Below are 26,827 nucleotides of genomic sequence, written 5' to 3' on the forward strand. Positions count from 1 at the left end.
TACGCCGACTGAATCAATTTGGCCAACGCGAGGGCCGCCCACCCTGTCTGCCGTCGCAGGCTGGGGCGTACGGCCCTGATACAAGGGATGTACGGGCGTGCGGAGGGGGATCCGATGCCTGGAGACCGGTGGCAGTTCTGGGTGGACCGCGGCGGGACGTTCACCGACGTCGTCGCCCGCCGCCCGGACGGGCGGCTGGTGACGCGCAAACTCCTGTCGGAGAACCCGGCGCGCTACTCCGACGCGGCGGTGGCGGGCATCCGCGCCCTGCTGGACGTCCCCGCGGGCGAGCCGATCCCGGTCGGGCGGATCGAGTCGGTGCGGATGGGCACCACGGTCGCCACCAACGCCCTGCTGGAACGCCGCGGCGAGCGGACGGCGCTGGTCATCACCAAGGGGTTCGGCGACGCGCTGCGCATCGGCTACCAGGACCGCCCGCGCATCTTCGAGCGGCGGATCGTGCTGCCGGAGATGCTGTACGAGCGTGTGGCCGAGGTGGACGAGCGGATCACCGCCGACGGCACCGTGATCCGGCCGCCCGACCTCGAAGGGCTCGCGCCGCGGTTGCGGCGGCTGCGCGAGGAGGGCGTCCGGGCGGTCGCGGTGGTCTGCCTGCACAGCCACCTGCACCCGGCGCACGAACGCGCGATCGGGAGCCTGGCCAGGAGCGCTGGCTTCGCCCAGGTGTCCTGCTCCAGCGAGGTCAGCCCGCTGATGAAGCTGGTGCCGCGCGGGGACACCACCGTGGCCGACGCCTACCTTTCTCCCGTCCTGCGCCGGTACGTCGAGGCGGTGGCCCGGCAACTGCCCGGCGTACGGCTGATGTTCCTGCAGTCGAACGGCGGGCTGGCGGAGGCCGGGCACTTCCGCGGCAAGGACGCGATCCTGTCCGGCCCGGCCGGGGGCGTCGTGGGCATGGCGAGCATGTCCCGGCTGGCCGGATTCGACAAGGTGATCGGCTTCGACATGGGCGGCACCTCGACCGACGTGTCCCATTACGCGGGCGCGTACGAGCGGGTCGTCCGGACCCAGGTGGCCGGCGTACGGCTGTCCGCGCCGATGATCGCCGTCCACACGGTGGCGGCGGGCGGCGGGTCCGTCCTGCGTTTCGACGGCGGGCGCTACCGGGTCGGCCCGGACTCCGCGGGAGCCGACCCCGGCCCGGCCTGCTACCGCAACGGCGGGCCGCTGTGCCTCACCGACGCCAACGTGATGCTCGGCCGCATCCAGCCCGGCCACTTCCCCGAGGTCTTCGGCCCGGACGGCGACCTGCCGCTGGACGCGGACGAGGTGCGGCGGCGGTTCGCGGAGACGGCCGCGGACATCCGCGGGCGGACCGGCGACGAGCGCGACCCCGAGCAGGTCGCCGAGGGCTACCTGCGGGTCGCGGTCGAGAACATCGCCAACGCGATCAAGCAGATATCCGTGCGGAAGGGCCGCGACGTCACCGAGTATGCCCTCACCACATTTGGCGGGGCCGGAGGGCAGCACGCCTGCGCGGTGGCCGACGCGCTCGGCATCCGCACCGTGCTGGTGCCCCCGATGGCGGGCGTGCTGTCCGCCCTGGGGATCGGGCTGGCCGACACGACCGTGCTGCGGGAGCAGTCGGTCGAGGCCCGGCTGGAGCCCGCCGCGACGCGGCGCCTGAGCGGCCTCGCCGACGCACTGGAGGCGGCGGCCCGCCGCGAACTGTCGGACGAGGGGGTGCCGGACGCGCGCATCCGGGTGAGCAGGCGGGTGCGGCTGCGCTACGACGGCACCGACACGCCGCTGCAGGTGGACCTGGCCGCGACGGACGCGATGGTGACGGCGTTCGAGGCCGCCCATCTGCGGACCTACTCCTTCCTCATGGACCGGCCGCTGGTCGCGGAGGCGGTCTCCGTCGAGGCGGTGGGCCTGACCGAGCGGCCCGGCCTCCCGGACCTCGCCGCCGGACCCGCTTCCGGACCCGCTTCCGGGCCCGCCGCCGGAGCCGGTTCCGGAGCCGCCGCCAGACGCGCTTCCGGAGCCGGCGCAGGGACGCGTACGGCGACCACCGTGCGGATGTACACCCGCGGCGGGTGGCGTGAGGTGCCGCTCCACCGGCGGGAACTGCTGCGCCCCGGCGACACGTTCGGCGGCCCGGCGATCGTGGCCGAGGCCGACGCGACCACCGTCGTCGACGACGGCTGGCGGGCCCGGGTGACGCCGTACGGGCACCTGCTCCTGGAACGGGACCGGGCACGCCCCCGCGCCACGGGCGTGGGCACCGCGGCCGACCCCGTGATGCTGGAGGTCTTCAACAACCTCTTCATGTCCGTCGCCGAGCAGATGGGCGCCCGGCTGGAGGCCACCGCGCAGTCGGTGAACATCCGGGAGCGGCTCGACTTCTCCTGCGCCCTGTTCGACCCGGGCGGCGATCTCATCGCCAACGCGCCACACATCCCGGTGCACCTCGGGTCGATGGGAGCGAGCGTCAAGGAGGTGATCCGCCGCCGGGGCGGCGGGATGCGGCCCGGCGACGTGTACGCGATCAACGATCCCTACCACGGCGGCACCCACCTGCCGGACATCACGGTCGTCACCCCCGTCTTCGACGACGCGGGCCGGGAGATCCTGTTCTTCGTGGCCTCCCGCGGCCACCACGCGGAGATCGGCGGGTTGACGCCCGGCTCGATGCCCGCGGGGAGCAGGAGCGTGCACGAGGAGGGCGTGCTGTTCGACTGCCGGCTGCTGGCGGACCGCGACGGCCTGCGCGAGCAGGAGACGCGGCGGCTGCTCACCGAGGGGCCGTACCCGTCCAGGGACCCCGCGACCAACCTGGCCGACCTGCGCGCGCAGATCGCCGCGAACGCCAAGGGCGTCGAGGAGGTCGGCGCGATGATCGGCCACTTCGGCCTCGACGTCGTGCGGGCCTACATGCGGCACGTGCAGGACAACGCCGAGAGCGCGGTCCGCGCGGTCGTCGACGCCCTCGGCGAGGGGAGCTTCCGCTACGAGACGGACTCCGGCGCCGTGATCTCGGTGCGGGTCTCGGTGGACCGCGCCCGCCGCGCCGCGACGATCGACTTCACCGGCACCTCGCCCCAGCTCGACACCAACCTCAACGCGCCGTCCGCCGTGGTCACCGCCGCCGTGCTGTACGTCTTCCGCACCCTGGTGGCCGACGAGATCCCGCTCAACGACGGCTGCCTGCGGCCCCTGCGGATCGTCGTGCCCGAGGGGTCGATGCTGGCCCCCGCGTACCCCGCGGCCGTGGTCGCCGGCAACGTCGAGACCTCGCAGGCGATCACCGGGGCGATCTACGCCGCGCTGGGCGTCCAGGCCGAGGGGTCGGGGACGATGAACAACGTCAGCTTCGGCGACGAACGGCGCCAGTACTACGAGACCGTCGCCTCGGGGTCCGGGGCGGGAGACGGGTTCGACGGGACGGCGGTGGTGCAGACCCACATGACGAACTCCCGGCTGACCGATCCCGAGGTGCTGGAATGGCGGTTCCCCGTGCTGCTGGAGGAGTTCGCCGTACGGCGCGGCAGCGGCGGCGGCGGACGGTGGCGCGGCGGGGACGGGGCCGTGCGCCGCATCCGGTTCCGCGAGCCGATGACGGTCAGCGTGCTGTCCGGCCACCGGCGCGTGCCGCCGTACGGCATGGCCGGCGGCGCCCCCGGCGCACTGGGCGTCAACCGGGTGCGGCGCGTGGACGGAATCGTCGTCCACCTGGCGGGATGCGACTCGGTGCGCGTCGAGCCGGGTGACGTGCTGGAGATCGAGACACCGGGCGGCGGGGGATACGGGCCCCCGACGGGCTCTCGTCGCGGCGCTGATCGCGGCTCTGGTCGTGGCTCTGGTTGAGCCTCCCGTTGGGCTCCGCCCTCCTCGGCCTTCGCGGCGAGGAGGGCGGGCTTCCAGCGGTTTCGCCGTTACCACACCGGGCGGCTTTTTCTGGCGATGAGCCGCGGGGTTCCGCACCTGACACGGCAGGCGCTTGCTCAGGAGTCTCTCACCCGGCCCTCACGTCCGGGTGCAAGCCGACTCCATGATCGAGCCAAGAAAGCGCCGGTCACAGCGTCGAGCAGACCGTGCCGTCCAGGCGGAACACGGTGGGAGAGGGGTAGGCCCCCTCGTTGGCGCCGACGAACCCGACGGTGATCGAACCACCCGCCGGGATCGTCGGTGCCTGCTGCCCTGCCTGCTCACCGGGGACGACCCGCACGTCCTGACCCTCGGACGTCCACGTGCCGCCCCATCCGCCGGAGACCCGCTCCCCGGCGACCGGGAACCGGAACGTCAGTGCCCAGCCGGTGAGGTCCGCGGTGCTCCGGTTGGTGACGGTCACCTCGGCGGTGAAGCCTCGCCCCCAGCCCTGCGTCACCCGGTAGCGGACCGCGCAGGTGCTGTCCGGCGGCGTGGGGGCGGTGAAGGTCACCGGCGCCGACGGCCGCGACAGCCGCCCGGCCCGATCCCTGGCCAGCACGTTGACGGTGTAGGAGGCGCCGGGCTCCAGGCCGCGCAGCGTCAGTGAGGTGCCCCGGGTGGTGCCCAGCAGGACGGTGTCCGTGCCCGTCTGCCGGTACACCTCATAGCTGTCCGCCCGTAGCCCGGCGGACGGCCAGCTCACGGTGACAGCGCCGGGGACGCCGCCCGCGTCGCCGCGTGCCGTCGGCGTGCCCGGGGCCGGCGCGGGCTTCGGGCCCTTCGCCGCCCGCACGGTCATCGTCGTGATCGAGTACGGCGGCAGCGTCCGGATGTACGGGTCGCCCTGCTCGGCCCGGACGATCCCGGTGGCCCCCCTCGTGAAGGTGTACGTCACCGGGCTCCGGCCGGAGGGCGTGAACCCGGTGTAGCGGAGCCGTACGGGATAGGCGGTGGCCGGATCCTTGTTGATCATCACGACGGCCAGGTCGCCGCCGACTTGCCGTACGGCGTGCACGGCCACCTCCGGCCGGCTGGAGCCGGCCCTGACCAGGCTGTCTCCCGGCCCGGCGGCCGCATGCAGGATCTCGATGCCGTGGTAGGCGGGAAACGGCGTGTTGAGCGGCGGCTCGCAGACGCCGTCGGCGCACTGGCCGAGCGACAGGAAGCCGATGTCCTGGAAGTCGGTCTCGCCGTCGATCACGGAGACCCTCTCCAGCGTGTTGTGGGTGTCGAACCAGTCCACGGTGAAGACGCCGTTCTCCAGCGCGGTCAGGTAGGTGTCGGCGGCGAACAGCCCGGCCGCGTGGGTGTTGCGCCCGATGTTGGAGGCGACCTCGGTCAGCGCGAGCGGGACGTCGCGCCCGCCCAGGGCGGCGACGTCGGCCCGCACCTGGGCCAGCATCTCGGCGAGGCCGGGCGGAGAGGCCAGCAGCGCGGCGACGTCGCCGCTGGTGTCCGGGATGCTCGTGCCCGGATACCAGTGCACGGTGAAGAAATCGATCTCGGGCGCCACCACCGGGATGACCGTGTGGTTCCAGTTCGCCGCGTCGCCTGCGGCGACCACGCCGTCCGGCCAGCTCCCGGGGATCGTGAGCACCGCCCCGATCTTGATCGTGGGATCGACGGCCTTCATCGCGCGGACGAACTCCAGCGTGGTGCGGGCGTACGCCGCGGGGCTCTTGTCCGGGTGGTCGTCGGCCTCCCAAGTGGCCCCGTAGTAGCCGTTGCCGTAGAGCTCGTTGCCGATCTCCCAGTACTTCACGCCGTACTTCTTGGTCACGTTGGCGTACCGGACCCACCCGGCGGCCTCCTCGGGCGTCCCCGTGCCGTAGTTTGCGATCACCACGGCCTGCGCGCCTGCCGCCCTGACCGTGCCCATGAACCGGTCGAACCCCGTGCCCGGTGCCACGGTCCCGCCCGGCGCCGTGTGGGTCTCCCAGTGGTAGAGGTCGCCGTACGACCCGCCGGGATAGCGCACTGCGGCGATGTGCGCCCGCTTGTACAGCCGCGCCACCTCCGGGTCGTTCATGTGCGGGTCCCAGACGGCGGCGTTGGCGCCGTACGCCGCCTCGTGGACGGTGCCGAGCCCGGCGTGCGCATCGACCGAGATCTCGACGGCGCCGCCCTGCGAGGGCGCCGGACTCTGGGCGGGGTCCGCCGCCGCGAGCAGGGAGGCGGCCAGGACCGCGGCGAGCGGGAGGGCCAGGGCTCTGCGCATCGATCGCTCCGGGGTCGAAGGGGACCGGTTCGTGGAGTCAGGCCCCGACGATCACCCGCGGCCGTGTCCCGGTCAAGCGCCCGGGACATCACCCCTGATCGGTACGCGTGGTTCTTTCATCGGCGGTCGCCCGTCGTGCCCTCGGGCAGCGAGTCGGCGAGGTACGCGCCGAGGTCGGGCCGGTCGGGGGCGAGCATGTGCCGCACCCACGCGTCGCGTTCGTGCAGGATCGGCGGCAGCTCCCAGACGCAGCCGATGAGCGGGCGTTCCAGCCGGACGAAGTGGGTGGGATCCCGGTCGGGGCACCCGAGCACCGGCTGACCGGCCACCGCGTTGCCGTTGTGCAGGGCGTTGTCCCAGGCCCAGGTGTAGGCGTTGATGTAGGCCCCGTCGTCCCCGCCCCTGTGAAGGACGACGAAGGCGGCCGGGGGCGTGCCGTCCGGATCCGGCAGCAGCTCGGGCAGGACGGCGTACGCCGCCTTCTCGACCTCCGGGTCGATGCCGGCCGGGTCTGCCGTGACGTGGTAGCGCTTGACGTGGTAGCCGCTCACCTTGATCGGGGGCGGCACGAAGAGCAGTTTCTCCGCGAAAGCCATGCCGGGAACGGTAGGGCCGCTTCACTGACACCTTCCGTCAGTGGAATCGTGCGATGGTGACATCGTGCGCGCGTCCCGGCTCCTGTCGATCCTCCTGCTGCTGCAGTCGCGCGGCCGGTTGACGGCCCGGCAGCTCGCCGGCGAGCTGGAGGTCAGCGTCCGCACGATCTACCGGGACGTCGAGTCCCTGCACGCCGCCGGCATCCCGTTGTACGGCGAGGCCGGGCACGAGGGCGGCTACCGGCTGATGGACGGTTTCCGCACCCGGCTCACCGGCCTGACCGAGCGGGAGGCCGCGGCGCTGTCCCTGGCCGGGCTGCCGGGACCGGCCGCCGATCTCGGCCTCGGCGCGCTGCTGGCCGCGGCGGAGCTGAAGATCGAGGCCGCGCTCCCGGCCGGTCTGCGGGAGGAGGCGCGGCGGGTGCGGGCGCACTTCCTCCTCGACGCGCCCGGCTGGTACTACGACGGCGACCGGTCGCCGTACCTGCCGGAGGTCGCGGAGGCCGTCTGGAACACCCGGGTCGTCCACGTCCGCTACCGCCGCTGGGCGGAGCCCTGCGAGGTCGAGCGGAGGCTGGAGCCGTACGGGCTGGTCCTGAAGGCGGGGAAGTGGTATCTCGTGGCGCGGTGCGACGGAGCGCTGCGCACCTACCGGGTCGGCCAGATCCTCGCCCTCACGGTGACCGATGAGACGTTCGAGCGCCCCGAAGGCTTCGACCTGGAGCGACACTGGCGCGAGCATCTGGCCGGCTTCCGCTCACGGCTGCTGCGGGGGCACGCGGTGGTCCGGCTGTCGCCGCGGGGCCGGGAGCGGCTTGGAGAGGTCATGAGCTCGGCCGTCGCCGGGGCGGTGGACGAGACGGCGGGCCCGCCGGACGAGCGGGGCTGGGTCGCGGCGACGGTGCCCATCGAGTCGGTGACGCACGCGCGGACGGAGTTTCTCAAGCTCGGGGCCGAGGTGGAGGTACTGGAACCGGCCGAGCTGCGGCGCGAGATGGCGGCGACCGCGCACGCTCTCGCGGCCCTCTATCCGCCTGCTTCGCGGCCTGCTTCGCCCCCTGCGGAGGGGCCTGTGCAGGGGTCGGCTGCGGGGCCTGCTTCGCGGCTGCCGTAGCGGCGCCGAGGAAAAAGCGGCCGTAATTCCGGCGGGTCCGATAAAAGGTGATACCAACTCGGCGAGTGCCCTGACAGCGTGCGGCCCGAGTTCTATCCTTGACGGCGTCACTGACAAGATTCTCGCGATTGCGGGAGAAAAAGTGCCCAAGACCACGCGTACGCCGCGAAGGGAGAAAGCGCGAAGCGAGGGCGCGCGAGTGGACGGGCTTCGTGATCCGGATGTCGAGACCTTCGTCGGCGCGATGGGGACGCGTATCCGCGCGGACGCCGAGACGGTCGGAGTCGGCCTCCGGACTCTGGAGATCCAGGTAAGACTGCACCTGCCCCGGTTGAGCAGGCCGGCCATCGCCGGCTGGTCTCCGGACAAGGTGTACGAGGAGATACGGCTGCAGGCCGTCGTCCGGGCGGCCCAGGTGCGCCAGTCGGCGGAGGACGCCGCCCACCAGGCGCACGCCTCCGTCCTCCTCAATGTGCACAAGGCGCACCGGGACCTGACCCTGTCGTTCGGCGACGGCTACCGCACCCGCCTGCGCTTCGCCGAGGTCAGGCCGAGCGCCGGCCATCTGGTGCAGTCGAGACTGCACTACCTCCACAGCGAGAGGGCCGACACCGTCGCCCAGTTCGGGCTCTTCCTGCCGGGCGCGACGATGCCGATCACGTACGCCGCCTTCTCGCGATGCGACCGCCAGTACGTCCTGGACGCGCTCACCGGGCACGGGCTGGACGTGAATCCGGACCGGATAATGGTCCTGACAAGAATGCACGGGCTGGCGGGAATTCCGGCGAACCTCATGAGCCTGACGATCGCCCGCGCGGTCCGGGAGATCAGGGCGGAAAACGCCGGGGATTATGTCATCACGGCATACAATCCCATGCTCGGTTTCGACGGCGCCTCATTCCTCGCATCGGGCTTCAAACCGATCGCCCTGTCGCCCGTGGCATATCGCTACGACGACAAAGGCCTTTTCCAGACCCGCCGCATGTCCGGAGAGTCGGTGCCGCAGCTCCTGGACACCCCGGACAACGTGCTCATGGTCCTCGGCGTCACCCCGGCCGCGAAGCGGAACGCCGGAGGGATCGGGGGCCTGATCAGGGTGTCGAGCCGGACCCACTCGGGCGGTGACCACGTGAGACCCCTCAAGGCGGACTTCGCCTCGCCGGAGTGGAGGGACCGCCTGCTCGGCTACCGCCGGATGCTGGAGCCCTCCTGGTCGGACCGCACGGTCCATCCGCGCTATCAGGAGTCGCCGGTCGCCGCGGGCGACCCCCGGGGCCAGTGCGGGGTCACCTCCGTCTGGCTCGCCCGCAGGCTCCGCACCGACCTGCTGCTCGAACCCGTCTACTGCTACGGCCGGCTGCGGGTCGGCCGCGACGACGGCCGTGACGACGCCGAGGACGTGAGCCACCACTGCTGGGTCGAGATCGGCCCGGCCCACGACCCCCGGCGGTTCGTCATCGACCTGACCGGCGACCAGTCGGACGGCGTACGCGAGCCGATCATCCTGGGCGAGCACCGGGCGCTGGCGGACCGGGGGCTGCGGTACGAGGCCGCGGCGAGCCTGCGCCTCGACGAACTGCCGAGGGACCGGGTGTGGCCGCGCTTCCTCGCGCTCGACGACCGCCTGCGCGATCGGGACGAGCTCCGGAGGCGGACATGACCCCCCGCATGGCCCCGGGCGCGACCGTGCCGCGCACGGCCGGAGTCCGGCCCTCGGTGCTGCTGCTGTCGTCCGACAGCAGGCGGCGGTACGCGGAGGACGTCCTGAGGGCGCTGGCCCTGCCCAGAGGGGCGATCATCCAGTTCCGGTACGAGACCGACTATGTGGCGGGCGCCCTGCAACAGGCGATCGCGAACGGCTCCGCCGTCGGCCGGCGGTGCCTCGTGACGTTCCTGGCCGACCGGGAGTCGCCCGAGACGGAGCCGTTCGTCGTGCCCGTGCGCTTCGCCACGGTGGTGGCGACCGCGTGCGTGGCGGACATGGCCGTGTTCCGGCTCCGGGTGGACGACTACGCGAACCTGGAGGAGTTCCCGCTGAGCGAGGCGGACATCAGGGCCAAGGGCGGCTGGTTCGTGGACCGGCTCGCGGAGGCCAACGGCGGGCGCTGGTATCCCGCCACCACCCGCTTCCCCGACCTCCACCTGCACGAGCGGCCGGGCGACGACCCCGACGCGTGGCTCGGGGTGGCCCGGCGGCTGGCCCGGCATCCCACCTACAGGTCCTCCTACTTCGTGCGCACCGAGGAACCGCTGCTGGGCAGGGACAGGACGGGCACGCTCGACGCCGAGGGGCGGCTGCATCTGAGCGACGGCGACTCGGTGAAGATGCGGGTCAGCTTCTACTCCGACGGCTACACGCCGGCCGCGAAACGGCTCGTGTGCGCGACCGACGGCACCTTCCTGAAGATCGCATCCGACGACTCCTACGACGTGGCGTCGCGATACGACACGGTGGAGTTCTGGCTGCGGCCCGAGACGCTGGGCTTCGACGCGCTCGCGCGGGTCGGGATCACCCTGGCCGCGGACACCCGGGCGGGCCCGGCGCCGGGCGGCGACTCACTGACGACGAGCGCCGGATTTCCCGTGGTCGTGCGCCGCTCGCGGTCGCGTCTCCTCGCGTGGGTGTCGGCCAGCGCGGCCGGGGCCTTCCTCGTCGCCCTGCCCGCCGTGCTCGGGCCGGGCGTCCAGTTGCCGCTGAGGGTGCTGTGCGCCGTCTGCGGAGCGGCCCTGCTCGCCGTCGCGAACATCGTCATCTCCCATGCCAGGTGACACCCCACCCGAGAACAGGTGCGGACGCCGTGCGAACTCCCGGCACAGCTCGTCGAACAACGGCAGCAGTGCCGGGCAGCTCATGCGTATCTTCCGCCTGGCCGTGATCTCCGTGCGCTTGTACGCCGCCCAGGTCGGCCGCAGCGGGTGGTGGTCGGCCAGCAGCACGTTGACGTGGGGGAGCAGCTTGTCGAGGGCGTAGACGAACCTGCTCTCCGGGTCGTGCTGCGCCGTGTAGCCGTACAGGTCCTCCACCAGCCAGGGGAACGTCCCGCCGAAGTCACGGCTGATGATCTCCCGCGCCTCCTCCTCGCGTACGGCCTTCTTCTCGCGTTCCGCCGGGCCGGCGTAGACCGAGACGTCCCCCGCGTGGACCTCGGGCAGGTCGTGGACCAGCGCGTACCTGGCGACCCTGCCCGGGTCGAGGGCGGGGTCGATCAGCGGGGCGAGACAGACCGCGGCCAGGCCCAGGGCGAAGGAGTGCTCCGCGTCGTTCTCCTGCCGGGTGACGTCCTGCGGCGCCACCGAGGACCGTTCGATCGCGTACGGAGGGAATACCAGTTCGCGCATGAGGGCCATCAGAGTGTTCGCGCCGACCGGGGAGCCGGTGTTTTCCGCGTCGTCCCTCGCCATCGGGCCGCCCTCGCATTGTTCGCCCGCACGCGGCCGCGGCGTTTCGCGCACGGCCTGATTCCCAGCGTAGCCGACCATTCATCGACGCCGTGGGAAGTGTTTCCCAGGGAATGGCCGCGGGAGCCGAATGCCTGTTCGGTAATCGGTATTTCCGCATTTCAGGCCGCATAGTCCTTGAGAGTTATCGAGGTGGCCGCCTTGGTGCTCAGCTTGTCGAGCACACCCATCAGCGGCCCGGCGGTGAGCACCCGGTAGGCCAGATTGCGCCGCAGGATCGCGCCCCGCGTCACCGGGGCGAGGAACGAGCCCGCGTTGCCCGCGACCCGCTGGCACGCCTTGGCGAACCCCCTGATCGTCCGCTCGTACTCGGGGAACGCGGAAGGTCACCTCCACGCCGTCCGGGGTCTCGGTCATGGACGCGATGGAGTCCGGAAGTCGACCGCCTGGCCGCCCTCGCGCAGGGCGGGGGCCCGCTCGAACCCCGGGCCCCGCGAAAAGTCCGAGCTTGCGAGGAGTTTTCGCGGGCGGGGCCACGGTGGGGGCGAAGCCGTGCCGGCGCAGCCAGTAGACGAGGGCGGGGCCGGCGATGCTCGCGCCGGAGATCAGAACCGATCGGGTCGTCATGTCGCGCTCCTCTGATCCGAGGCCGCGCTGGCGTCGCGGCCATGGGAGGAGCGTCACCCCCGGCGCTGAGGGACCGCCCACCGGCGGCTGACCGGACCTTACGGCCCCCTGACCGGATCACATGTTGATCATGTGCCCGGCCAGGCCGTGGATCGCCTCCTTCACCGCCTCGCCCAGGGTCGGGTGGGCGTGGACGTTGCGCGCCACCTCGTGCACGGTGAGGTCCCACTGCTGGGCCAGGGTCAGCTCGGGCAGCAGCTCGGTCACCTCGGGCCCGATGAGGTGGGCGCCGAGGATCTCGCCGTACTTCGCGTCGCTGAGCACCTTGACGAACCCGGTCGGGTCGCCCAGGCCGTGCGCCTTCCCGTTGGCCGTGAACGGGAACTTGACCACCTTCACGTCGAAGCCCTGCTCGCGCGCCTGGGCCTCGGTGTAGCCGAAGCTCGCGATCTGCGGCTGGCAGTAGGTCGCCCTGGGGATCATCACGTAGTCGAGCTCCATCGTCTCGGCGCCCGCGATCGTCTCGGCGGCGATGATGCCCATCGACTCGGCGGCGTGCGCCAGCATGAGCTTCGCGGTGACGTCCCCGATGGCGAAGATGTGCGGCACGTTCGTGCGGCAGAGGCCGTCCACGGCGATCGCGCCCCGCTCGGTCAGCCGTACGCCGGTGTGCTCCAGGCCGTATCCCTCGACACGCGGCTGGAAGCCGATGGCCTGCAGCACCTTGTCGGCCTCCAGCACGGACGTCTCGCCGTTCCTGGAGACCGTGACCCGCACCTTGTCGCCGCTGTCGTCGATCGACTCGACCCGGGTGGAGGTCAGCACCTCGATGCCGAGCCGCCGGTAGCGCCGCGCGAGCTCCGCCGACACCTCCTGGTCCTCCAGCGGCACCATCCGGTCGAGGAACTCGACGATCGTGACCTTCACGCCGTAGTTGTGCAGCACGTACGCGAACTCGACGCCGATCGCGCCGGCGCCCGCGATGACCACGCTCTCCGGCAGCGCCTCGCTGAGGATCTGCTCCTCGTACGTCACCACGCGCTCCGACAGGGACGTCCCCGGCAGCAGGCGGGTCGTCGCCCCCGCCGCGATGATGCAGTGGTCGAACGTCACCGTGCGCACCGAGCCGTCCGCGCCGCGCACCTCCATGGAGTCCGGCCCGGTGAAGGTGCCCCGGCCGTCGTACTCGGTGATGCCGTTCTTCTTCATCAGGTAGTGGACGCCCTTGACCCGCCCGTCCGCGACCTGGCGGCTGCGGCGGAAGGCCGCGCCGTAGTCGAGCGTGATCGGGCCGTCCACCTGGATGCCGAACGTCTTGGTCTCGTTCGTGAGGATGTGGGCGAGCTCGGCGTTGCGCAGCAGCGCCTTGGAAGGGATGCATCCGACGTTGAGGCAGACACCACCCCAGTAGCGCTCCTCGACGACCGCTGTGCTGAGCCCGAGCTGGGCCGAGCGGACCGCGGCGGTGTAGCCGCCGGGCCCCGCGCCGAGGACCACGACATCGTAATGATCGGTCATGCACCGGACCCTACGCCGCCGCGCGCCCCCGGCGGGGAAGGGGGTGCCCACCAGGCGCCGAGCCGGAGGATGGACCGGACCGCGGCGGGTAGGGGCCCCTACGTCGACAGAGGGAGGAGTGACGGATCATGACCGAGTTCGAGCGGTCCCGCAGGATGCCCGCCCCGGCCGACCAGGTGTTCCGGCAGGCGTGCGACGTCGGCAAACTCGATCTCTGGATGCCCCGTGAGCTGCACGTGCACGCCGAGGAGCCGCCCGCGGTCACCGTCCACGAGGACGAGACGGGTCAGGACGAACGCGCGCTGCTGCGGGCCGAGCAGGACCAGTTGCGGATGGAGTGGGGCACCCGCGACGTGGACCGGTACGCCGGATGGCTGCAGGTCGCCGGAATCGACGACGACAGCAGCGACGTGACGGTCCACCTGTCCTTCTTCGACGAGCGGCACGCGCCCCCCGCCGAGGCGGTGGAACAGGCGCTGGACGACAGCCTCGAACGGCTGGCCGAGCAGGTGCGTCAGGCGGCCTGACCGGCCTCCCGCCCGGCCCGCCCGGCACGCCGAGCACGCCGGGCCCGCTCGGCCAGCTCGGGCTACTCCGCGTTCCCGCCGTGGTCCGGGCCGTCCGCGTCCGCGGAACGACCCGGGTGGCCCGGGCCGGCGGGCGGGGAGGGCGGCAGCGGCGGGGTGAACGCGGAGGCCCGGGCGCCGGCCAGGCCGAGAACCTGGCGGATCCACGCCTCCAGTCTCGTCGGGTCCGGCGGGATCACCGGGCCCTGCCCGTTCTGCCCACCCTGCCCGTTCTGGCCGCTCTGCCTGTTCTGTTCGCTCTGCCTGTTCTGGCCGCCCTGCTCGCCGCGCCCCCGCCCGGAAGCCGCCGTGGTCACGACGTCATCCCAGGAGAGCGGGGGCCAGCAGCCGCAGGTGCTCGATCTGCGTGCCGACCGAGCCGACCAGTGGTTGCACGCACACGTGGTCGGCCCCCGCGTCGTGGTGGGCGCGTACCCGCTCGGCGATCGTCTCCGGCTCGCCCCAGACCACGATCGCGTCGATGAGCCGGTCGCTGCCCCCGCCCGCGAAGTCGTCGTCGGAGAAGCCCAGTTCGCGCAGGTTGTTGGTGTAGTTGGGCAGGGAGAGATACATGGCGGCGTACTCGCGGGCGATCTCCCGTGCGCGGTCCGGGTCCGTCTCGACCACCACGGCCTGCTCCGGGGCGAGGACCGGGTCCGGACCGAGGATCTCGCGGGCCTTCGCGCTGTGCTCGGGCGGCACGAAATAGGTGTGGGCGCCCTGGGTGCGCCGCGCCGCCAGTTTGAGCATCCGATGCCGGAGCGCCGCGAGCATCCGGGGCGGCGTCTCCGTCTGCGGGAGCTCGATCGAAGCCCGGTCCATCCCGTCGAGGTAGTCCCACATGTACGCGAGCGGCGCCGAGTAGTCGTGGCCGCGAGGGGTGACCAGCGGCTTGTGGCTGACGCCGAGGCCGAGCACGAACCGCTGGTCCCACGCCTCCGCGAGGGTCGCGGCGGCGTTGGCGGCGGCGACGGGGTCGCGGCCGTAGATGTTGGCGATGCCCGTGGCCACGTGCAGCCGCGCGGTGGCCGACAGCAACAGCGCGGCGTGCGTGAAGGCCTCTCGCCCGAACGGGGTCTCACCGATCCACAGCGCCGGGTATCCGAGTTCCTCGATCTCCGCCGCGGCACTCCTGGCCTCCGCCGCGGGGATCGCCGCCAGAGAGGACAGCCACACTCCCGTACGGCCGAGGCGACGCCTCAGCTGGGACGGTTCCACGGTGGGCGGTTGCGTGCGCTCGGCCATCCGGACGCTCCTTGTCTGTCACGCGAGATCGGGCGAAGGGGGCGGTTCGCCGGGGACGTCGCCCCCGCGGGCCGGACGGCCGCGCCGGCGGGCGTCGCAGCCTCAGCATGGCATCGCGCGCGCCGGTGACCTCGGCACCTCCCCGCGATCGGTTCACGTGTCGGGGCGCACCGCCGCGCCCGTACGGCTTACTCCGATTTCCCCGAATCCTGCGGTTCATCCGCGTTGGTGGTGGATTCACCCCGAGGGTGGCGTGAGGCCTGTGAGCCGCAACCCACGAAACGGCAAAGGCCTGTCCTGGATCTTCGCGTCCGGGCGGCGGGGCCGCCGTCGCCGCGTGTGTCCTTGGAGCCGACTCGCTCACTTCTCAGGAGGCCGAACATGAGGAAACTGCTGTATGCCGGCGCGGTCGCGATCAGCCTGCTGGCCGCCGGATGCGGCGGTGCCGGCGACGAGGGCGCCAGCCGCGTCGCCAACGACCAGCTCAACGAGTCGCAGACGCCCGAGCCCTCCGAGAACACCTCGGAGACGACGCCGTCCGCCACCGGATACTCGGCGTCTCCGACATCTCCCGTCCAGGCGTCCCCCACGGGGCCCGCGCGCATCGACGCGGCGCCCACCTCGCTCGGCAGCGTGCTGGTCGGCGTGGACGGCCGCACGGTATACCTGTTCACGAAGGACAAGGGCGGCGCCTCCGCCTGCACCCAGGCCTGCGCCGCCGCGTGGCCGCCCGTGCTCACCGCCGGCGCGCCGCAGGCCGGCACGGGCGTGCACGCGAACCTGCTCGGGACGCTCCACCGGGAGGACGGCACCACGCAGGTGACCTACAACAAGCACCCGCTCTACTACTACGCGAAGGACCAGAAGGCCGGCGACGTGCTCGGCCAGGACGTGAAGGACTTCGGCGGCGAGTGGTACGCCGTCACCCCCGAGGGCAAGAAGGCCAAGCGCTGATTCCTGGGCCTGGCCATGCTGTGCGGCAGCCGGGCGAGCAGGGCCGATGACTGCCCGCACTCGTCCGGCGAACAGCCGCCTTCCCGGCCCGTTTTCCGATCCGCCTTCCCCTGCGGGAGGGCGGATTTCTCATGCCCGTCGCAGTACGGGCGGCCCACCCTTCCGGCAACCCTCGGGTTCACCTGGCTACCACTGCGTGGAGCCCACTAGGCTTAGGGGCACTCCGCCCTGTGTCCGCGGCCGCTTCATCATTTGAAAGTGGGCTCGCGATGGCATCGGACGCGCCGTCTGTTCTCGAGAACGTCCTCACCGGCATGGCCGGCCTCTTCGGGGTCGACGGCGCCGCGTTGATGCTGCTCGACGGCCAGGACCGCCTCCGTGTCGTCGGGGCGACCGACGACGACGGCCTGCTGCTGGAGTCCGCCCAGGAGTCCGTGGGCGACGGTCCCGCCATCGAGAGCGCCGCCAGCGGCGGCCTCGTCGCGATCCCCGACCTGCATGCCGCGAGGCCCATGGGGTTCCCGCACGTGGCCGTCCACGCCCCGCCGGTCCGGGCCGTCCTCTCCGTGCCGCTCATCGAGGATCGCGAACTCATCGGCGTCCTGGATTTCTACGCCCGCGACGGACGCCTGTGGGACCGCACGGAGGCGGAGGCCGGATCACGCCTCGGCGAGCTGCTGGTCATCGTTCTTCAGGTCCTGGCAGAGATCAGGACTGATCGAGCCCCCTCCGGGCAGTTGTGATGGCTGAATCGGCGCCTCTTCCCCAGGCCACGGCGGTGCGAGGTGAGGTTCACGAGAGGATACGGAATGACCCATATCGATCCTGAGGCTCTTGTCGCCAGCCTGCGACGTCTGCAGAAGGACAGGGCGGCGACCGGGATCGTGCACCACCTTGAGCGCATCGTCCAAGTGGTGGACCGGCTTTTCGGATACTCCGGCGCCGGCCTGATGTTCGCCGAGGAGGACCGCACACTTCGCTACCTCTTCGCCACCGACGAGCGTGGCCGCAGCCTGGAGCGCGCTCAGGCGGTGACGGGCCAGGGCCCGTGCGTGGCGGCGTACGCGGGCGACACCGCGGTGACGACGGCCGACGTGCGGTCCGACCGGCGGTGGCCGGCCCTGCGCGAACTGCTGCATCCCGAGGTGCGCGGAGTGGCGGGAGTGCCGATCCGGCTCGGCGGCGTGCCCGTGGGCACCCTCAACGTCTACCAGGACGCGCCGCACGAGTGGCAGGAGAGCGACACCCAGGCCCTGCACGCGTACGCGCACGTGATCGAGCAGGTCCTCGTGGCGTCGATGGAGGCGGACGAGAAGGCGGTGCTCGCCGACCAGCTCCAGTACGCCCTGGACTACCGCGTCGTCATCGAGCGGGCCATCGGCTATCTCATGGGCAAGCACGACCTGACGGCCTCGCAGGCGTTCACCGGGCTGCGCAAGCAGGCCAGGGACAGCAGACGGAAGGTGTCCGAGCTCGCGGCGGAGCTGTTGGGCGAGCAGGGCCAGAGGAATGTTGCGAATCCAGACCACGTCGTCTGAGGCCGGCGTCCGCATGGCCGTGCACGGCGACCTCGACGTGTCCGCGGTGCCGGAGCTCCGTGCCTGCCTGCGGCAGGTGCTGGGGACCCGCCGCCCCGGGCACGTCGAGGTCGACCTGGCCGGGGTCGGCTTCCTCGACTGCGCGGGCGCGCGGAGCCTCCTGTGGGCCGACGCGCGCGTGCGGGAGCAGGGCGGCCGCGCGACCTTCGTCCGCCCCGCCCCGCCGGTGCTGCGGCTGCTGCGGCTGCTGGGCTTCGACTCCATGCTGACCATCCGTACGGCGTCGCACGTGCCGCTGCCTCAGCCCACGGCCCAGGCCCGTCCCCTGCCCGACTGACCGGACGTACGGTCGTGGGCCCTGCGGGCCGAGGTGCGCCGTGACCGGGCGATAGTCTTGCCGTGATGTATCGACTCGTGTTCACGCAGGTCCTGAGCCGCCTCGACGCGGAGGCCGTCCACCACCTCACGATCAGGCTGCTCCGCCTGCTCGGGATGTTTCCGCCCCTCGTGCGGCTGCTGCACCGGCTGCTCGCGCCGAGGGCGGAGTCGCTGCGCGTCCAGGCGTTCGGCGTCCACTTCGCCTCGCCGTTCGGGCTCGCCGCCGGGTTCGACAAGGACGCCGGATGTGCCGAGCCGCTGTCGGCGCTCGGATTCGGATACGTCGAGGTCGGCACGATCACCGCGCACGCCCAGCCGGGCAACCCCCGGCCGCGGCTGTTCCGCCTGCTGGAGAGCCGGGCGATCATCAACCGGATGGGCTTCAACAACGCCGGTGCGGCGGCCGCCGCCAAGCGGCTGCGCAGGGTGCGCCACATCCCGGCCGTGGTCGGCGTCAACATCGGCAAGACCAAGGTCGTGCCCGAGTCCGAAGCCGTGCGCGACTACGTGGACAGCGCCCGCAGGCTCGCGCCGCTCGCCGACTACCTCGTGGTCAACGTGAGCTCGCCCAACACCCCGGGCCTGCGCGACCTGCAGGCCGTGGACCGCCTGCGCCCGCTGCTGTCGGCCGTGAAGGAGGCGGCCGGGCGCACCCCGCTGCTCGTGAAGATCGCGCCGGACCTGGCGGACGAGGACGTGGACGCCGTGGCCGAGCTCGCCGCGGAGCTCGGGCTGGCGGGGGTCATCGCGACCAACACCACGATCAGCCGCGAGGGCGTCGCGAGCACCGAGGCGGGCGGCCTGTCCGGACAGCCGCTCAAGGCCCGCTCGCTGGAGGTGCTGCGCCGCCTGCGCCAGAAGGCCGGCGACCGGCTCACGCTCGTCTCTGTCGGCGGCGTGGAGGACGTCGACGACGTCTGGGAGCGGCTGCTCGCCGGCGCGACCCTCGTGCAGGGATACACCGGCCTGATCTACGAAGGCCCCTTCTGGCCGTCCAGGATCAACCGCCAGCTCGCCCGCCGGCTGCGGCGGCACGGCTACGGCTCGGTCCGCGAGATCGTCGGCCGCACCGCATGAATCCCCTTTCCCCGGAAACGGAGAGCGCCATGAGCGTCAAGACCTACACCGTGCAGGGCATGACCTGCGGCCACTGCGTGAGCTCGGTCAAGGAGGAGGTCGGCGAGGTCCCCGGTGTCACCGGCGTCGACGTCGACCTGGACAGCGGCCGGCTCGACGTCTCCGGCGACGTCGCCGACGACGCCGTGCGCAAGGCGGTCGAGGAGGCCGGCTACACCCTCGTGTGAGCGCTCGGCCGCGCCCATGCCGTGATCGATAAGGTGACCGGCATGGGCGTTCTGGTCGACTACTTCACCGCCGACTCCGAGCGATCCGCCCGGCGTGCCCTGTCCGCCGGGCCGGGGGCGGCCGGCCTGCCGTACGTGGACTGCAAGGGATGGCTCGACGAGCTCGACACTCTGGTCGCCGAGCTCAGCGGGCGCGACCTCAGCGAGTTCGGCGACACCCGGACGATCGCGGGGGACGACGAGGGGCCGGCCCTGGAGCGCATGGCGTCCGACACCGTCGAGGCGCTCGCCGCCGTGGACGACGCTCGGCTGCGCGAGTACGCCGAGGAGGAACTGCTCGACGAGTTCGAGGTCGAGCGCGTCACGGAGCTGCGCGACCTGGCCCGCACCGCCGTACGGCTCAACCAGGAGATGTATCTGTGGATGAGCCTGTGAGCGCCTCGAACAGCTCCTGACGGAGGGCGGGCGGCAGCCTGCGGCCCATGTCCAGAGGGCTCACCACCGCATGGTCGTCGTTGCGCTCCATGGCATTGCCGGCGAGGAACTCCAGGCTGAAGCGGGCCTCCTCCCGGTGTTTCGGGTCCGGCCACGCCTCCACGAGCGGCAGCACCGCCCGCACCCGCGCGCTCACGCGGGCGAGGAGCGCGTAGCCGGGCGGGCCGGGCCAGCGCTGCGCGTGCAGGTCGATGTGCCTGAAGGCGACGTCCTCCAGCTCGGCGGCGGTGAAGTCGTTGCCGCTGAACGCGTTGCGCTCCCTGCCCAGCGCGGCCTGCTCATCGGTGGGGCGCCCCCAGAAGTTGGTCTCGCGGAGCCGCCCGGAGAAGACGCAGCCGACGAACTCGGCCTCCGTCGTGAATGTCTGCCGCCTCAGCCGGGACCGGTCGAACACGCACCTCTCGAACCGCACGTTGCCGAACGAGGTGAGCGGCGCGAAGCGCGTACGCCGGAACACGCAGTCGCGGAAGACCGACTGCGGCCACCTGTCACCCCTCCACGTCCGCCGGAGTCCGGTGCCCATCGACAGGTTGTCGAAGGCGGCGCCGGAGAAGTCGCAGCCGACGAACTCGCTGCGTTCGACGATGACGTCGGCGAACCGCATGCCGGAGAAGTCGACGTTCACCAGCCGCGCCCGGTCGAAGTAGACGCTCGACACTTCGGGCGGCAGCTCGAACCGCTGGTCACGAAGCTCGCCGCTGGCGACCCAGTCTCGCCGCCACTCCTCCCGGCTCGGCCGCAGGCTGAACCGCTCGGGCCTGCTCACGCGGCCCGCCCGCCGGGGCCTTGGCCCGGGGAGAGGCGAATCACGATCATGCGCTCCGAAAGTACGAGATCATGCATGAGCGGAGTCTCGCAGCCCGCCCCGACAAAGCTAAGCGAGCGACCCCTCATGAGCGCCATCTACGACCAGGCCGACGGCGAGCGGATCGCCGTGGCCGACAGCGGTGATTCCGTGAGCATCATCAACCGCTCCGGGAGGATCGTCGTCGCGAAGAAGGACGTGCGCAGGCTCGCCGAGCGGGTCCTCGCCGCGGCGGGCCGGATGGCCGTCGTCCTGTTCCCGCCGGCCCTGCGGAAGGACACGCTGTCGGTCTCCGGCCCGTCCGGGCGGTGGAAGGTCCGCGTCTCACCGAAGAACGGCGCTCGCGTCCTCGTCGAGGTCGATCCGCAGGGTCTCGGGCCGGCCGAGGCCTACGAGCTCGCCGCCGCCGTCGCGGTGGCCGGGCGCCACATCGGCGACGCGGAACAGGCAGACCTGAGCCTGACCGCGAGGATCCGCGACGTGATCGACACCTACCAGGGCCTCGACCCGGAGAAGATCGCGGCCGCCATCGTCGCCGAGGTCCTCGACGGAGCCTGACACCCCGTCCGCCGCCTCCCGGTGCGCCTGATCGTGCCGCACCCCCTGAATCCCCGCACGCCTGATCGTGCCGGCCCGCCGCCGTCCGCCGCGTCTCCACGGGCACCTGCGGCCCGCACAGGCGCCCGATGACGCGGGGAAAAGCCGTTGCCCCGCGCGACGGAGCCCGCGGAGGATGCCGGTCATGGGAGACGGGCACGTGCGCGGGCTGGAGCTGTCGCGGCGGTTCTACCTGGAGGCGGTGGCACCGCTGCTGGCGCGGCGCTTCGGCGGCCTCACGCACACGGCGGCGCTCCTCGGTGCGGGCTCGGAGGTGCTCGGATACGACACCGAGCGATCCACCGACCACGACTGGGGCCCCCGGCTGCAGCTGTTCCTGAGCCCCGAGGACGCCGCCGCGTACGGCGAGGCCGTGGACGCCGTGCTCGCCGGGAGCCTGCCGCCGCGATTTCTCGGCTATCCCACGAACTTCGGCGCGACGGGGGCCGGCGGCACCCGGCACATGGAGACGACGGACGGGCCGCTCCGCCACGGAGTCGTGGTGGCCGATCTGACCGCATGGCTCACCGGGCACCTCGGGTTCGACCCGATCGCGGGCGTCGGCCTGTCCGACTGGCTGGCGACGCCCACCCAGACGCTCGCGGAGATCACGGCGGGAGAGGTCCTCCACGACGGCCTGGAGCTGCTCCTGCCGGTCCGGCGGCGCCTCGCCTGGTATCCCGGCGACGTCTGGCGCTACGTCCTGGCCTGCCAGTGGCGGCGGATATGCCAGGAGGAGGCGTTCGTAGGCCGTGCCGGCGAGGTCGGTGACGAACTGGGCTCGGCCGTCACCTGCGCCCGTCTGGTGCGGGACCTCATCCGGCTCGCCCTGCTCATGCACCGCCGCTACCCGCCGTACGGAAAGTGGCTGGGCAGCGCCTTCACCGCCCTGCCGTGCGGCCCGGATCTGGCGCCCGTGCTCAGGGCGGCCGTGTCGGCCACCGGCTGGCGGGAGCGCGAGAGCCACCTCGCCACCGCCTACGAGGCCCTCGCGGCTCTGCACAACGACCTCGGCCTCACCGCGCCCGTCGATCCGCGCACCCGGCCCTACCACAGCCGCCCCTTCCGGGTGCTGCACGCCGAGCGCTTCACCGAGGCGCTGCTGGAGACCATCGCAGATCCGGAGGTGCGGCGGCTGCCTCTCACCGGCGCGGTGGACCAGTACGTCGACAGCACCGACGTGCTGGGGGCCCGCTCCCGGGTGCGGCGCGTCGCCGGTGCGGCGCGACCTTAGAGACCGCACCGGGCCCTCAGAGGCCGGGTCTTCAGAGGCCGTGCCGGCGCCCTGGAGACCGGGCCGGGGTCAGAGACTGGGCCGGGTGGAGTCGGCCGACAGGCTGAGCTCGTGCAGGTGGCGCATCACGTCGTGCACGGCGACGGCGCCGGGGCGGTGGCGACGCCATCCCGTGCCGCCCCGCTGCCAGGGCCGGGGGCCGGACAGCGGGCGATACTCCACGCCGAACGCGTCCAGCCGCGTCAGATGGGCCTCGACGCGGCGGAAGAAGTCCTCGGGCCCGGCCGGGCCGCCGGTCCACGCCACCTCGGCAGCCGCGCAGCCCCGGGGCCACGCGCGATAGTCGAGCGTCCGGCCGTCAGGGATGCGCTCGCTCCAGAGCTGGAACTGGACGCCGATCACCCGGGCGCGCTCCTCCTCCGGCCACTCGGACGGCGCGGGCGCGAAGGCCGCCACGTCGGCCACGGTGATCGCGTCTCCCAGCCCGGCCGGCTCCTCGGGCGAGGCCGCCTCGGCGTAGTCGAAGTACATCGGGAAGACCGGCGTCGCCACCACGTCATGGCCGGCCGCCGCGGCCCGGCGGGCCACGTGCTCGCCGCGCCAGGGCATCACGACCGTGTCCGGCCTCAGCCTGCCGCTGACGAACGCCTCGTCCCACGCCACCGTGCGGCTGCCGCGTTCCGCCAGCGCCTCCGAGAGCCGCCGCAGGAACCACGCGTGCAGGTCACCCGTGCTCTCCAGGCCCAGCGAGGCCTGGTACGCCGAGATCTCGGCCGACGCTGCCCAGTCGTCGAGCACGCACTCGTCGCCGCCGATGTGGAAGTAGGGCACGTCGCCCAGGGCGTCGGCGATCTCGGCGAACACGGCGGTCAGGAAGTCGACGGTAGCCGGAAGCGGGGACAGGATCGCTGGCGAGATGCCCCACCGGTCCAGCACCTCGTAGCGCTGCTCCGGCCGGGACGCCAGCGCGGGATAGGCGGCGAGCACGGCGGAGGCGTGCCCCGGCACGTCGATCTCCGGCACGACGGTCACCGCCCGCGCCCGGGCGTACGTGGCGATCTCCCTCAGATCGGCGAGCGTGTAGTGGCCGCCGTGCGGGACGCCGTCGAAGGCGAGTGCCTCACCCCTGTGGCTGGTGATCGTCCGCGGGCGGTGCGAGCCCACCTCGTGCAGCAGCGGGAACGCCCTGCTCTCCACCCGCCAGCCCTGGTCGTCCGCCAGGTGGAGATGCAGCCGGTTCAGCTTGTGCAGCGCCATGAGGTCGATCATCCGCAGCACCTCCCGCTTCGGCAGGAAGCTGCGGGCCACGTCGAGGTGCGCGCCGCGCCAGGAGAACTCCGGCGCGTCCTCCACCCGTCCGCAGGGAACCGTCCAGGACGTCCCGGGCACGAGGGCCGACCGGAACGCCTCGGACGGCAGGAGCTGCCGCAGCGTCTGCGCGGCGTAGAAGGCGCCCGCCCGGTCTCCCGCGGCGATGCGCACACCGTCGCCCGCGATCGTCAGCGCGTACGCCTCCGGCCCGAGCCGGGGGTCCTCCTCCACCCGCACGGCCGCCGTCGCGGCGTCGCCGGGCCTGAGGTCGAGCACGGCGAGCGCGAGACGTACGGCGTCGGTGAGCGGGGCCGGGCCCGACACGGCGGAGCCGGACGCGATCTCAGCCGACCCCGGGCCCGTCTCGACGAGCCTCGGCAGGGGGAGGAGATGCTTCATTCCGCCGATGATGCCAAACCCCTCCGACGGTTCCGCCACTCGGTCCACAGCCCGCTGAGAGCCGCATGAGAGCCGTCTGAAGCCGCTGAGAGCCGCGGAGGCGCGGTCAGCGGGCGGAGGTGAGGTAGTTCTCCAGGCCCTTCGCCAGCGACCGCGCCATCTTCGCCCGGAACGCGGAGTCCTTGAACCTGGCGGCGTCCTTGGCGTTGCGCATGTTGCCGCACTCGATGAAGATCTTCGGCACCGTCGACAGGTTGAGCCCGCCGAGGTCGCTGCGGTAGTTCAGCGCCTGCCTGCCGATGTAGTTCGAGTACGGCAGGCCGGTGCCCTCGTGGAAGGCGTCCCGCACGTTCGTGCCGAGCCGCGCCGAGTCCTTCACCACCCGGTCGACCGGACCGCCGATCTTCTTCGGCATGATGATGTGGAACCCGCGGAGGTTCGCCCCCGCGCCGTCGCCGTGGATGGAGATCGCCGCGTCCGCCTTGGCCTTGTTCCCGACGGCGGCCCGCTGGTTGATGCAGGGCCCCCACGCGGTGCTGCTCGTCCGGGTTAGCTTGACCGTGGCCCCCTGGGCCCGCAGCAGCTTGGCGAGCCTGTTGGACACGTCCCAGGTGAAGGCCGCCTCGGTGTAACCGTCGTTCGTCGACGTGCCGGTCGTGTCGCAGGCCTTCTTCTGGTTGGAGATGTCGACCAGCTGGTTGATCTCCCTGGTGTGGCGGAAGTTGCCGCCGTTGTGGCCCGGGTCGATCACCACGACCTTCCCGGCCAGCGGCCGCGCCTCCGTCTCGGAGGCGGCCGCCGTACGCGTGGTCGGGGCGGCCGTCCCGGCGGAGGCCGTGTCCGCGGAGGCCGTGTCCGCCGCCTGGTCCTGGGTCGCGGCCGGCCGGCCGAGCCGGGACGAGGCGGCGGGAGCCGAGGCCCCCGTGCCGGAGACCTCAGCGCCGCCGCAGGCGACGGCTCCGACCCCGCACAGGGCCAGGGCTGCGGCGGCGAGTGGTCGTCTGATCACGGTCGAAGTCCCTTCCCGGAGGTGTGGTCTCCCCAACCTAACCGGGGCGGAGTCGTGATCAGACCGTTATGCCGGAAACCTGGCCGCCCACGCCGGCTCGGGGACCTCCTGCCGATGCAGGAGAGCGGCCAGCTCACGGGCGTCCTCGGCGTCGAGGCCCAGCACCACGCGCGGCCGTCCCCAGGGGTGGTCGATCGAGTGGGCGACATAGCTTGCCACCGACTCGGCGACGTCCTCGCTGCCGAGCCCCCGGCTCTCCCTCCAGTGCGCCCAGGCCCGCTCCAGTTCGCCGGCGGCCCGCTGAGCGCAGGAGACCAATTCAGGATCACGCATGAATCCCCCCGATTTCCGGTCGCCGGCCTGCGGGCAGCCCTTCCGCGACCCGCCGGGGCCCGGCGCCACGGCTGCAGTCAACACCGGCCGCGAGGGGACACGTCGGTGATTGACCTAGCTTTGGCCGTCGCTTGGAGCGGGCCCGGTGCTGCGCCGTACGACGAGTTGCGGGCTGACCTGCCGCAGCCGGGCGGTCTTGCCGGGCTCGGTGATGCGGTCGCTCAGCAGCGCCGCCGCCGAGCGGCCCATGGCCCGCCGGGGCTGGTCCACGCTGGTCAGCGAGATGTGGGTGACGGCCGCGAGATGCGTGTTGTCATATCCGACGACCGACACGTCCTCGGGCACCCGTAGCCCCAGCTCGCTCGCCGCGGTGAGCACGCCCATGGCCACGATGTCGTTCGCCGCGAAGATCGCCGTCGGCCGGGGCTCGCGCTTGAGCAGCGCCAGCGCCGCGCGCCGGCCGCCCTCCTCGCTGAAGTCCCCGTGCTCGACCATGATGTACGGCGCCAGCGCGTGGCGGCGCATGGCCACCAGGTAGCCCTCGCAGCGGCAGCGGGCGGCCGACGAGGGGGCGCCCTCGATGTGGGCGATGCGCCGGTGGCCCAGCTCCACGAGGTGGTCCACGGCGAAGCGGGCGCCGAGCTGGTCGTCGTCGACGACGATGTCCACGCCCTCGAGTTCGACGTCGCGCTCGCCGACCACCACGGTGGGCGTGTAGGCCGAGGCCTCGGCCAGCGTGTCGCTGGACGGCGCGACCCCGAGCAGGACCAGGCCGTCCACCCGCAGCTCGAGGAACGCCTCGACGGCCTCGTCCTCGAACGCCGGGTCCCAGCGACCGCTGCCGATCAGCAGCCGCAGCCCGTCGCCGTGCAGGCTCTCCTGCAGGCCGTCCAGGAACTCCGCGTAGAAGGGGTTGTGCAGGTCGGCCACGAGCGCGCCCACCAGGTGGGTGCGCCCCTCGACCAGACTGCGGGCGACCGCGTTAGGCCGGTAGCCGAGCTCCCGGGCGGCCTGGAGGACCGCCTCCCTGCGGTGCTCGCTCACATGCGGGGAACCCCGCAGCACGAGAGACACCAGCGACTTGGAGACTCCTGCCCGCTCGGCCACGTTGCGGATCGTCGGGCGTGGCCGCGGGCTGAACCCATCGGACAGTCCCCCGGTGGGGATCGCGACCCCGACGTCTTTCCGGGCAGTGGTCTGCATGGACGGTCCTGACATGGTTCTCCCCACGATGCGTGGACGTGCACCTGACACACCAAACGATCGAGTTGCCCTGAGGGTACGGGTTGATCG

Annotated in this window: 25 protein-coding genes; 13 read left to right on the top strand and 12 right to left on the bottom strand. The window is 72.3% G+C overall.

Annotated features, from left to right (window positions below; translation table 11 throughout):
• Positions 1-114: 114 nt before the first annotated feature.
• Complete coding sequence (locus tag ACIBK1_RS36870; RefSeq protein ID WP_396740312.1) at positions 115-3,831, top strand: hydantoinase B/oxoprolinase family protein; 3,717 nt, start codon at positions 115-117, stop codon at positions 3,829-3,831.
• Between the two features lie 208 nt (positions 3,832-4,039).
• On the opposite strand, the gene ACIBK1_RS36875 is transcribed toward ACIBK1_RS36870, so the two are convergent.
• On the bottom strand, positions 4,040-6,112 hold the full coding sequence (locus ACIBK1_RS36875) for a cellulose binding domain-containing protein (RefSeq protein WP_396740314.1): 2,073 nt from the start codon (positions 6,110-6,112) through the stop codon (positions 4,040-4,042).
• 116 nt (positions 6,113-6,228) lie between these two features.
• Positions 6,229-6,708, bottom strand: a complete 480-nt coding sequence (locus tag ACIBK1_RS36880; protein WP_396726069.1) for a hypothetical protein — start codon at positions 6,706-6,708, stop codon at positions 6,229-6,231.
• A gap of 40 nt (positions 6,709-6,748) precedes the next feature.
• On the opposite strand from ACIBK1_RS36880, the gene ACIBK1_RS36885 reads away from it, so the two are divergent.
• A complete protein-coding gene (locus ACIBK1_RS36885) occupies positions 6,749-7,822 on the top strand; it encodes a helix-turn-helix transcriptional regulator (protein ID WP_396740316.1) in 1,074 nt (357 codons plus the stop codon).
• A 199-nt stretch (positions 7,823-8,021) separates the two neighbouring features.
• Entirely contained in the window at positions 8,022-9,482 is a 1,461-nt protein-coding gene (locus ACIBK1_RS36890) for a hypothetical protein (RefSeq protein ID WP_396740318.1), read from the top strand.
• Between the two features lie 896 nt (positions 9,483-10,378).
• Here the strand turns inward: ACIBK1_RS36890 and ACIBK1_RS36895 are convergent.
• The 3 genes from ACIBK1_RS36895 to lpdA all read right to left on the bottom strand — a co-directional run bounded on the left by ACIBK1_RS36895 (position 10,379) and on the right by lpdA (position 13,366).
• Positions 10,379-11,224: an HD family hydrolase gene (locus ACIBK1_RS36895; RefSeq protein ID WP_396740320.1), complete on the bottom strand. Its 846-nt coding sequence runs from the start codon at positions 11,222-11,224 to the stop codon at positions 10,379-10,381.
• A 158-nt stretch (positions 11,225-11,382) separates the two neighbouring features.
• Entirely contained in the window at positions 11,383-11,514 is a 132-nt protein-coding gene (locus ACIBK1_RS36900) for a hypothetical protein (RefSeq protein WP_269321790.1), read from the bottom strand.
• 451 nt (positions 11,515-11,965) lie between these two features.
• Positions 11,966-13,366 (bottom strand): dihydrolipoyl dehydrogenase, encoded by a 1,401-nt coding sequence (gene lpdA, locus ACIBK1_RS36905; protein WP_396740322.1) that lies wholly within the window; start codon positions 13,364-13,366, stop codon positions 11,966-11,968.
• A gap of 128 nt (positions 13,367-13,494) precedes the next feature.
• Between lpdA and ACIBK1_RS36910 the strand changes: the two genes are divergently transcribed.
• Positions 13,495-13,893, top strand: a complete 399-nt coding sequence (locus ACIBK1_RS36910) for an SRPBCC family protein (protein ID WP_030508779.1) — start codon at positions 13,495-13,497, stop codon at positions 13,891-13,893.
• Between the two features lie 62 nt (positions 13,894-13,955).
• Here the strand turns inward: ACIBK1_RS36910 and ACIBK1_RS36915 are convergent, their stop codons facing one another.
• Together ACIBK1_RS36915 and ACIBK1_RS36920 are read right to left on the bottom strand one after the other, a co-directional pair.
• Positions 13,956-14,249, bottom strand: coding sequence for a hypothetical protein (locus ACIBK1_RS36915; protein WP_030508780.1), 294 nt, complete (start codon positions 14,247-14,249; stop codon positions 13,956-13,958).
• 4 nt (positions 14,250-14,253) lie between these two features.
• Complete coding sequence (locus ACIBK1_RS36920) at positions 14,254-15,177, bottom strand: TIGR03620 family F420-dependent LLM class oxidoreductase (RefSeq protein WP_396740325.1); 924 nt, start codon at positions 15,175-15,177, stop codon at positions 14,254-14,256.
• Positions 15,178-15,558: 381 nt separating this feature from the next.
• On the opposite strand from ACIBK1_RS36920, the gene ACIBK1_RS36925 reads away from it, so the two are divergent.
• The 7 genes from ACIBK1_RS36925 to ACIBK1_RS36955 all read left to right on the top strand — a co-directional run bounded on the left by ACIBK1_RS36925 (position 15,559) and on the right by ACIBK1_RS36955 (position 19,786).
• Positions 15,559-16,131, top strand: a complete 573-nt coding sequence (locus ACIBK1_RS36925; protein WP_030508782.1) for a COG4315 family predicted lipoprotein — start codon at positions 15,559-15,561, stop codon at positions 16,129-16,131.
• Between the two features lie 269 nt (positions 16,132-16,400).
• On the top strand, positions 16,401-16,874 hold the full coding sequence (locus ACIBK1_RS36930; RefSeq protein WP_396740327.1) for a GAF domain-containing protein: 474 nt from the start codon (positions 16,401-16,403) through the stop codon (positions 16,872-16,874).
• Between the two features lie 66 nt (positions 16,875-16,940).
• Positions 16,941-17,669, top strand: a complete 729-nt coding sequence (locus ACIBK1_RS36935; RefSeq protein ID WP_076438693.1) for a GAF and ANTAR domain-containing protein — start codon at positions 16,941-16,943, stop codon at positions 17,667-17,669.
• Positions 17,641-18,006, top strand: coding sequence for an STAS domain-containing protein (locus ACIBK1_RS36940; RefSeq protein ID WP_081903622.1), 366 nt, complete (start codon positions 17,641-17,643; stop codon positions 18,004-18,006). The genes ACIBK1_RS36935 and ACIBK1_RS36940 overlap by 29 nt, the downstream gene beginning before the upstream one ends.
• Before the next feature lie 65 nt (positions 18,007-18,071).
• Positions 18,072-19,124: a quinone-dependent dihydroorotate dehydrogenase gene (locus ACIBK1_RS36945; RefSeq protein WP_030508786.1), complete on the top strand. Its 1,053-nt coding sequence runs from the start codon at positions 18,072-18,074 to the stop codon at positions 19,122-19,124.
• 29 nt (positions 19,125-19,153) lie between these two features.
• Positions 19,154-19,351 (top strand): heavy-metal-associated domain-containing protein, encoded by a 198-nt coding sequence (locus ACIBK1_RS36950; protein WP_030508787.1) that lies wholly within the window; start codon positions 19,154-19,156, stop codon positions 19,349-19,351.
• A gap of 42 nt (positions 19,352-19,393) precedes the next feature.
• Positions 19,394-19,786, top strand: a complete 393-nt coding sequence (locus ACIBK1_RS36955) for a hypothetical protein (protein WP_030508788.1) — start codon at positions 19,394-19,396, stop codon at positions 19,784-19,786.
• Here ACIBK1_RS36955 and ACIBK1_RS36960 read toward each other — a convergent pair.
• On the bottom strand, positions 19,752-20,612 hold the full coding sequence (locus tag ACIBK1_RS36960) for a pentapeptide repeat-containing protein (protein WP_396740329.1): 861 nt from the start codon (positions 20,610-20,612) through the stop codon (positions 19,752-19,754). The genes ACIBK1_RS36955 and ACIBK1_RS36960 overlap by 35 nt on opposite strands.
• A 126-nt stretch (positions 20,613-20,738) precedes the next feature.
• On the opposite strand from ACIBK1_RS36960, the gene ACIBK1_RS36965 reads away from it, so the two are divergent.
• Together ACIBK1_RS36965 and ACIBK1_RS36970 are read left to right on the top strand one after the other, a co-directional pair.
• Positions 20,739-21,209 (top strand): hypothetical protein, encoded by a 471-nt coding sequence (locus ACIBK1_RS36965; RefSeq protein ID WP_030508790.1) that lies wholly within the window; start codon positions 20,739-20,741, stop codon positions 21,207-21,209.
• A gap of 184 nt (positions 21,210-21,393) precedes the next feature.
• On the top strand, positions 21,394-22,482 hold the full coding sequence (locus tag ACIBK1_RS36970) for a DUF4037 domain-containing protein (protein ID WP_036407035.1): 1,089 nt from the start codon (positions 21,394-21,396) through the stop codon (positions 22,480-22,482).
• Positions 22,483-22,551: 69 nt separating this feature from the next.
• On the opposite strand, the gene ACIBK1_RS36975 is transcribed toward ACIBK1_RS36970, so the two are convergent.
• The 4 genes from ACIBK1_RS36975 to ACIBK1_RS36990 all read right to left on the bottom strand — a co-directional run bounded on the left by ACIBK1_RS36975 (position 22,552) and on the right by ACIBK1_RS36990 (position 26,752).
• Complete coding sequence (locus ACIBK1_RS36975; protein ID WP_396740332.1) at positions 22,552-24,192, bottom strand: beta-N-acetylhexosaminidase; 1,641 nt, start codon at positions 24,190-24,192, stop codon at positions 22,552-22,554.
• Between the two features lie 106 nt (positions 24,193-24,298).
• Positions 24,299-25,201, bottom strand: a complete 903-nt coding sequence (locus tag ACIBK1_RS36980; protein WP_030508793.1) for an N-acetylmuramoyl-L-alanine amidase — start codon at positions 25,199-25,201, stop codon at positions 24,299-24,301.
• A gap of 66 nt (positions 25,202-25,267) precedes the next feature.
• Positions 25,268-25,534 (bottom strand): hypothetical protein, encoded by a 267-nt coding sequence (locus ACIBK1_RS36985; RefSeq protein ID WP_030508794.1) that lies wholly within the window; start codon positions 25,532-25,534, stop codon positions 25,268-25,270.
• Between the two features lie 114 nt (positions 25,535-25,648).
• Positions 25,649-26,752 (bottom strand): LacI family DNA-binding transcriptional regulator, encoded by a 1,104-nt coding sequence (locus tag ACIBK1_RS36990; protein ID WP_036407037.1) that lies wholly within the window; start codon positions 26,750-26,752, stop codon positions 25,649-25,651.
• Positions 26,753-26,827 lie beyond the last annotated feature (75 nt).

This window comes from Microbispora rosea (assembly GCF_044460045.1).
Taxonomy (GTDB): Bacteria; Actinomycetota; Actinomycetes; order Streptosporangiales; family Streptosporangiaceae; genus Microbispora; species Microbispora rosea.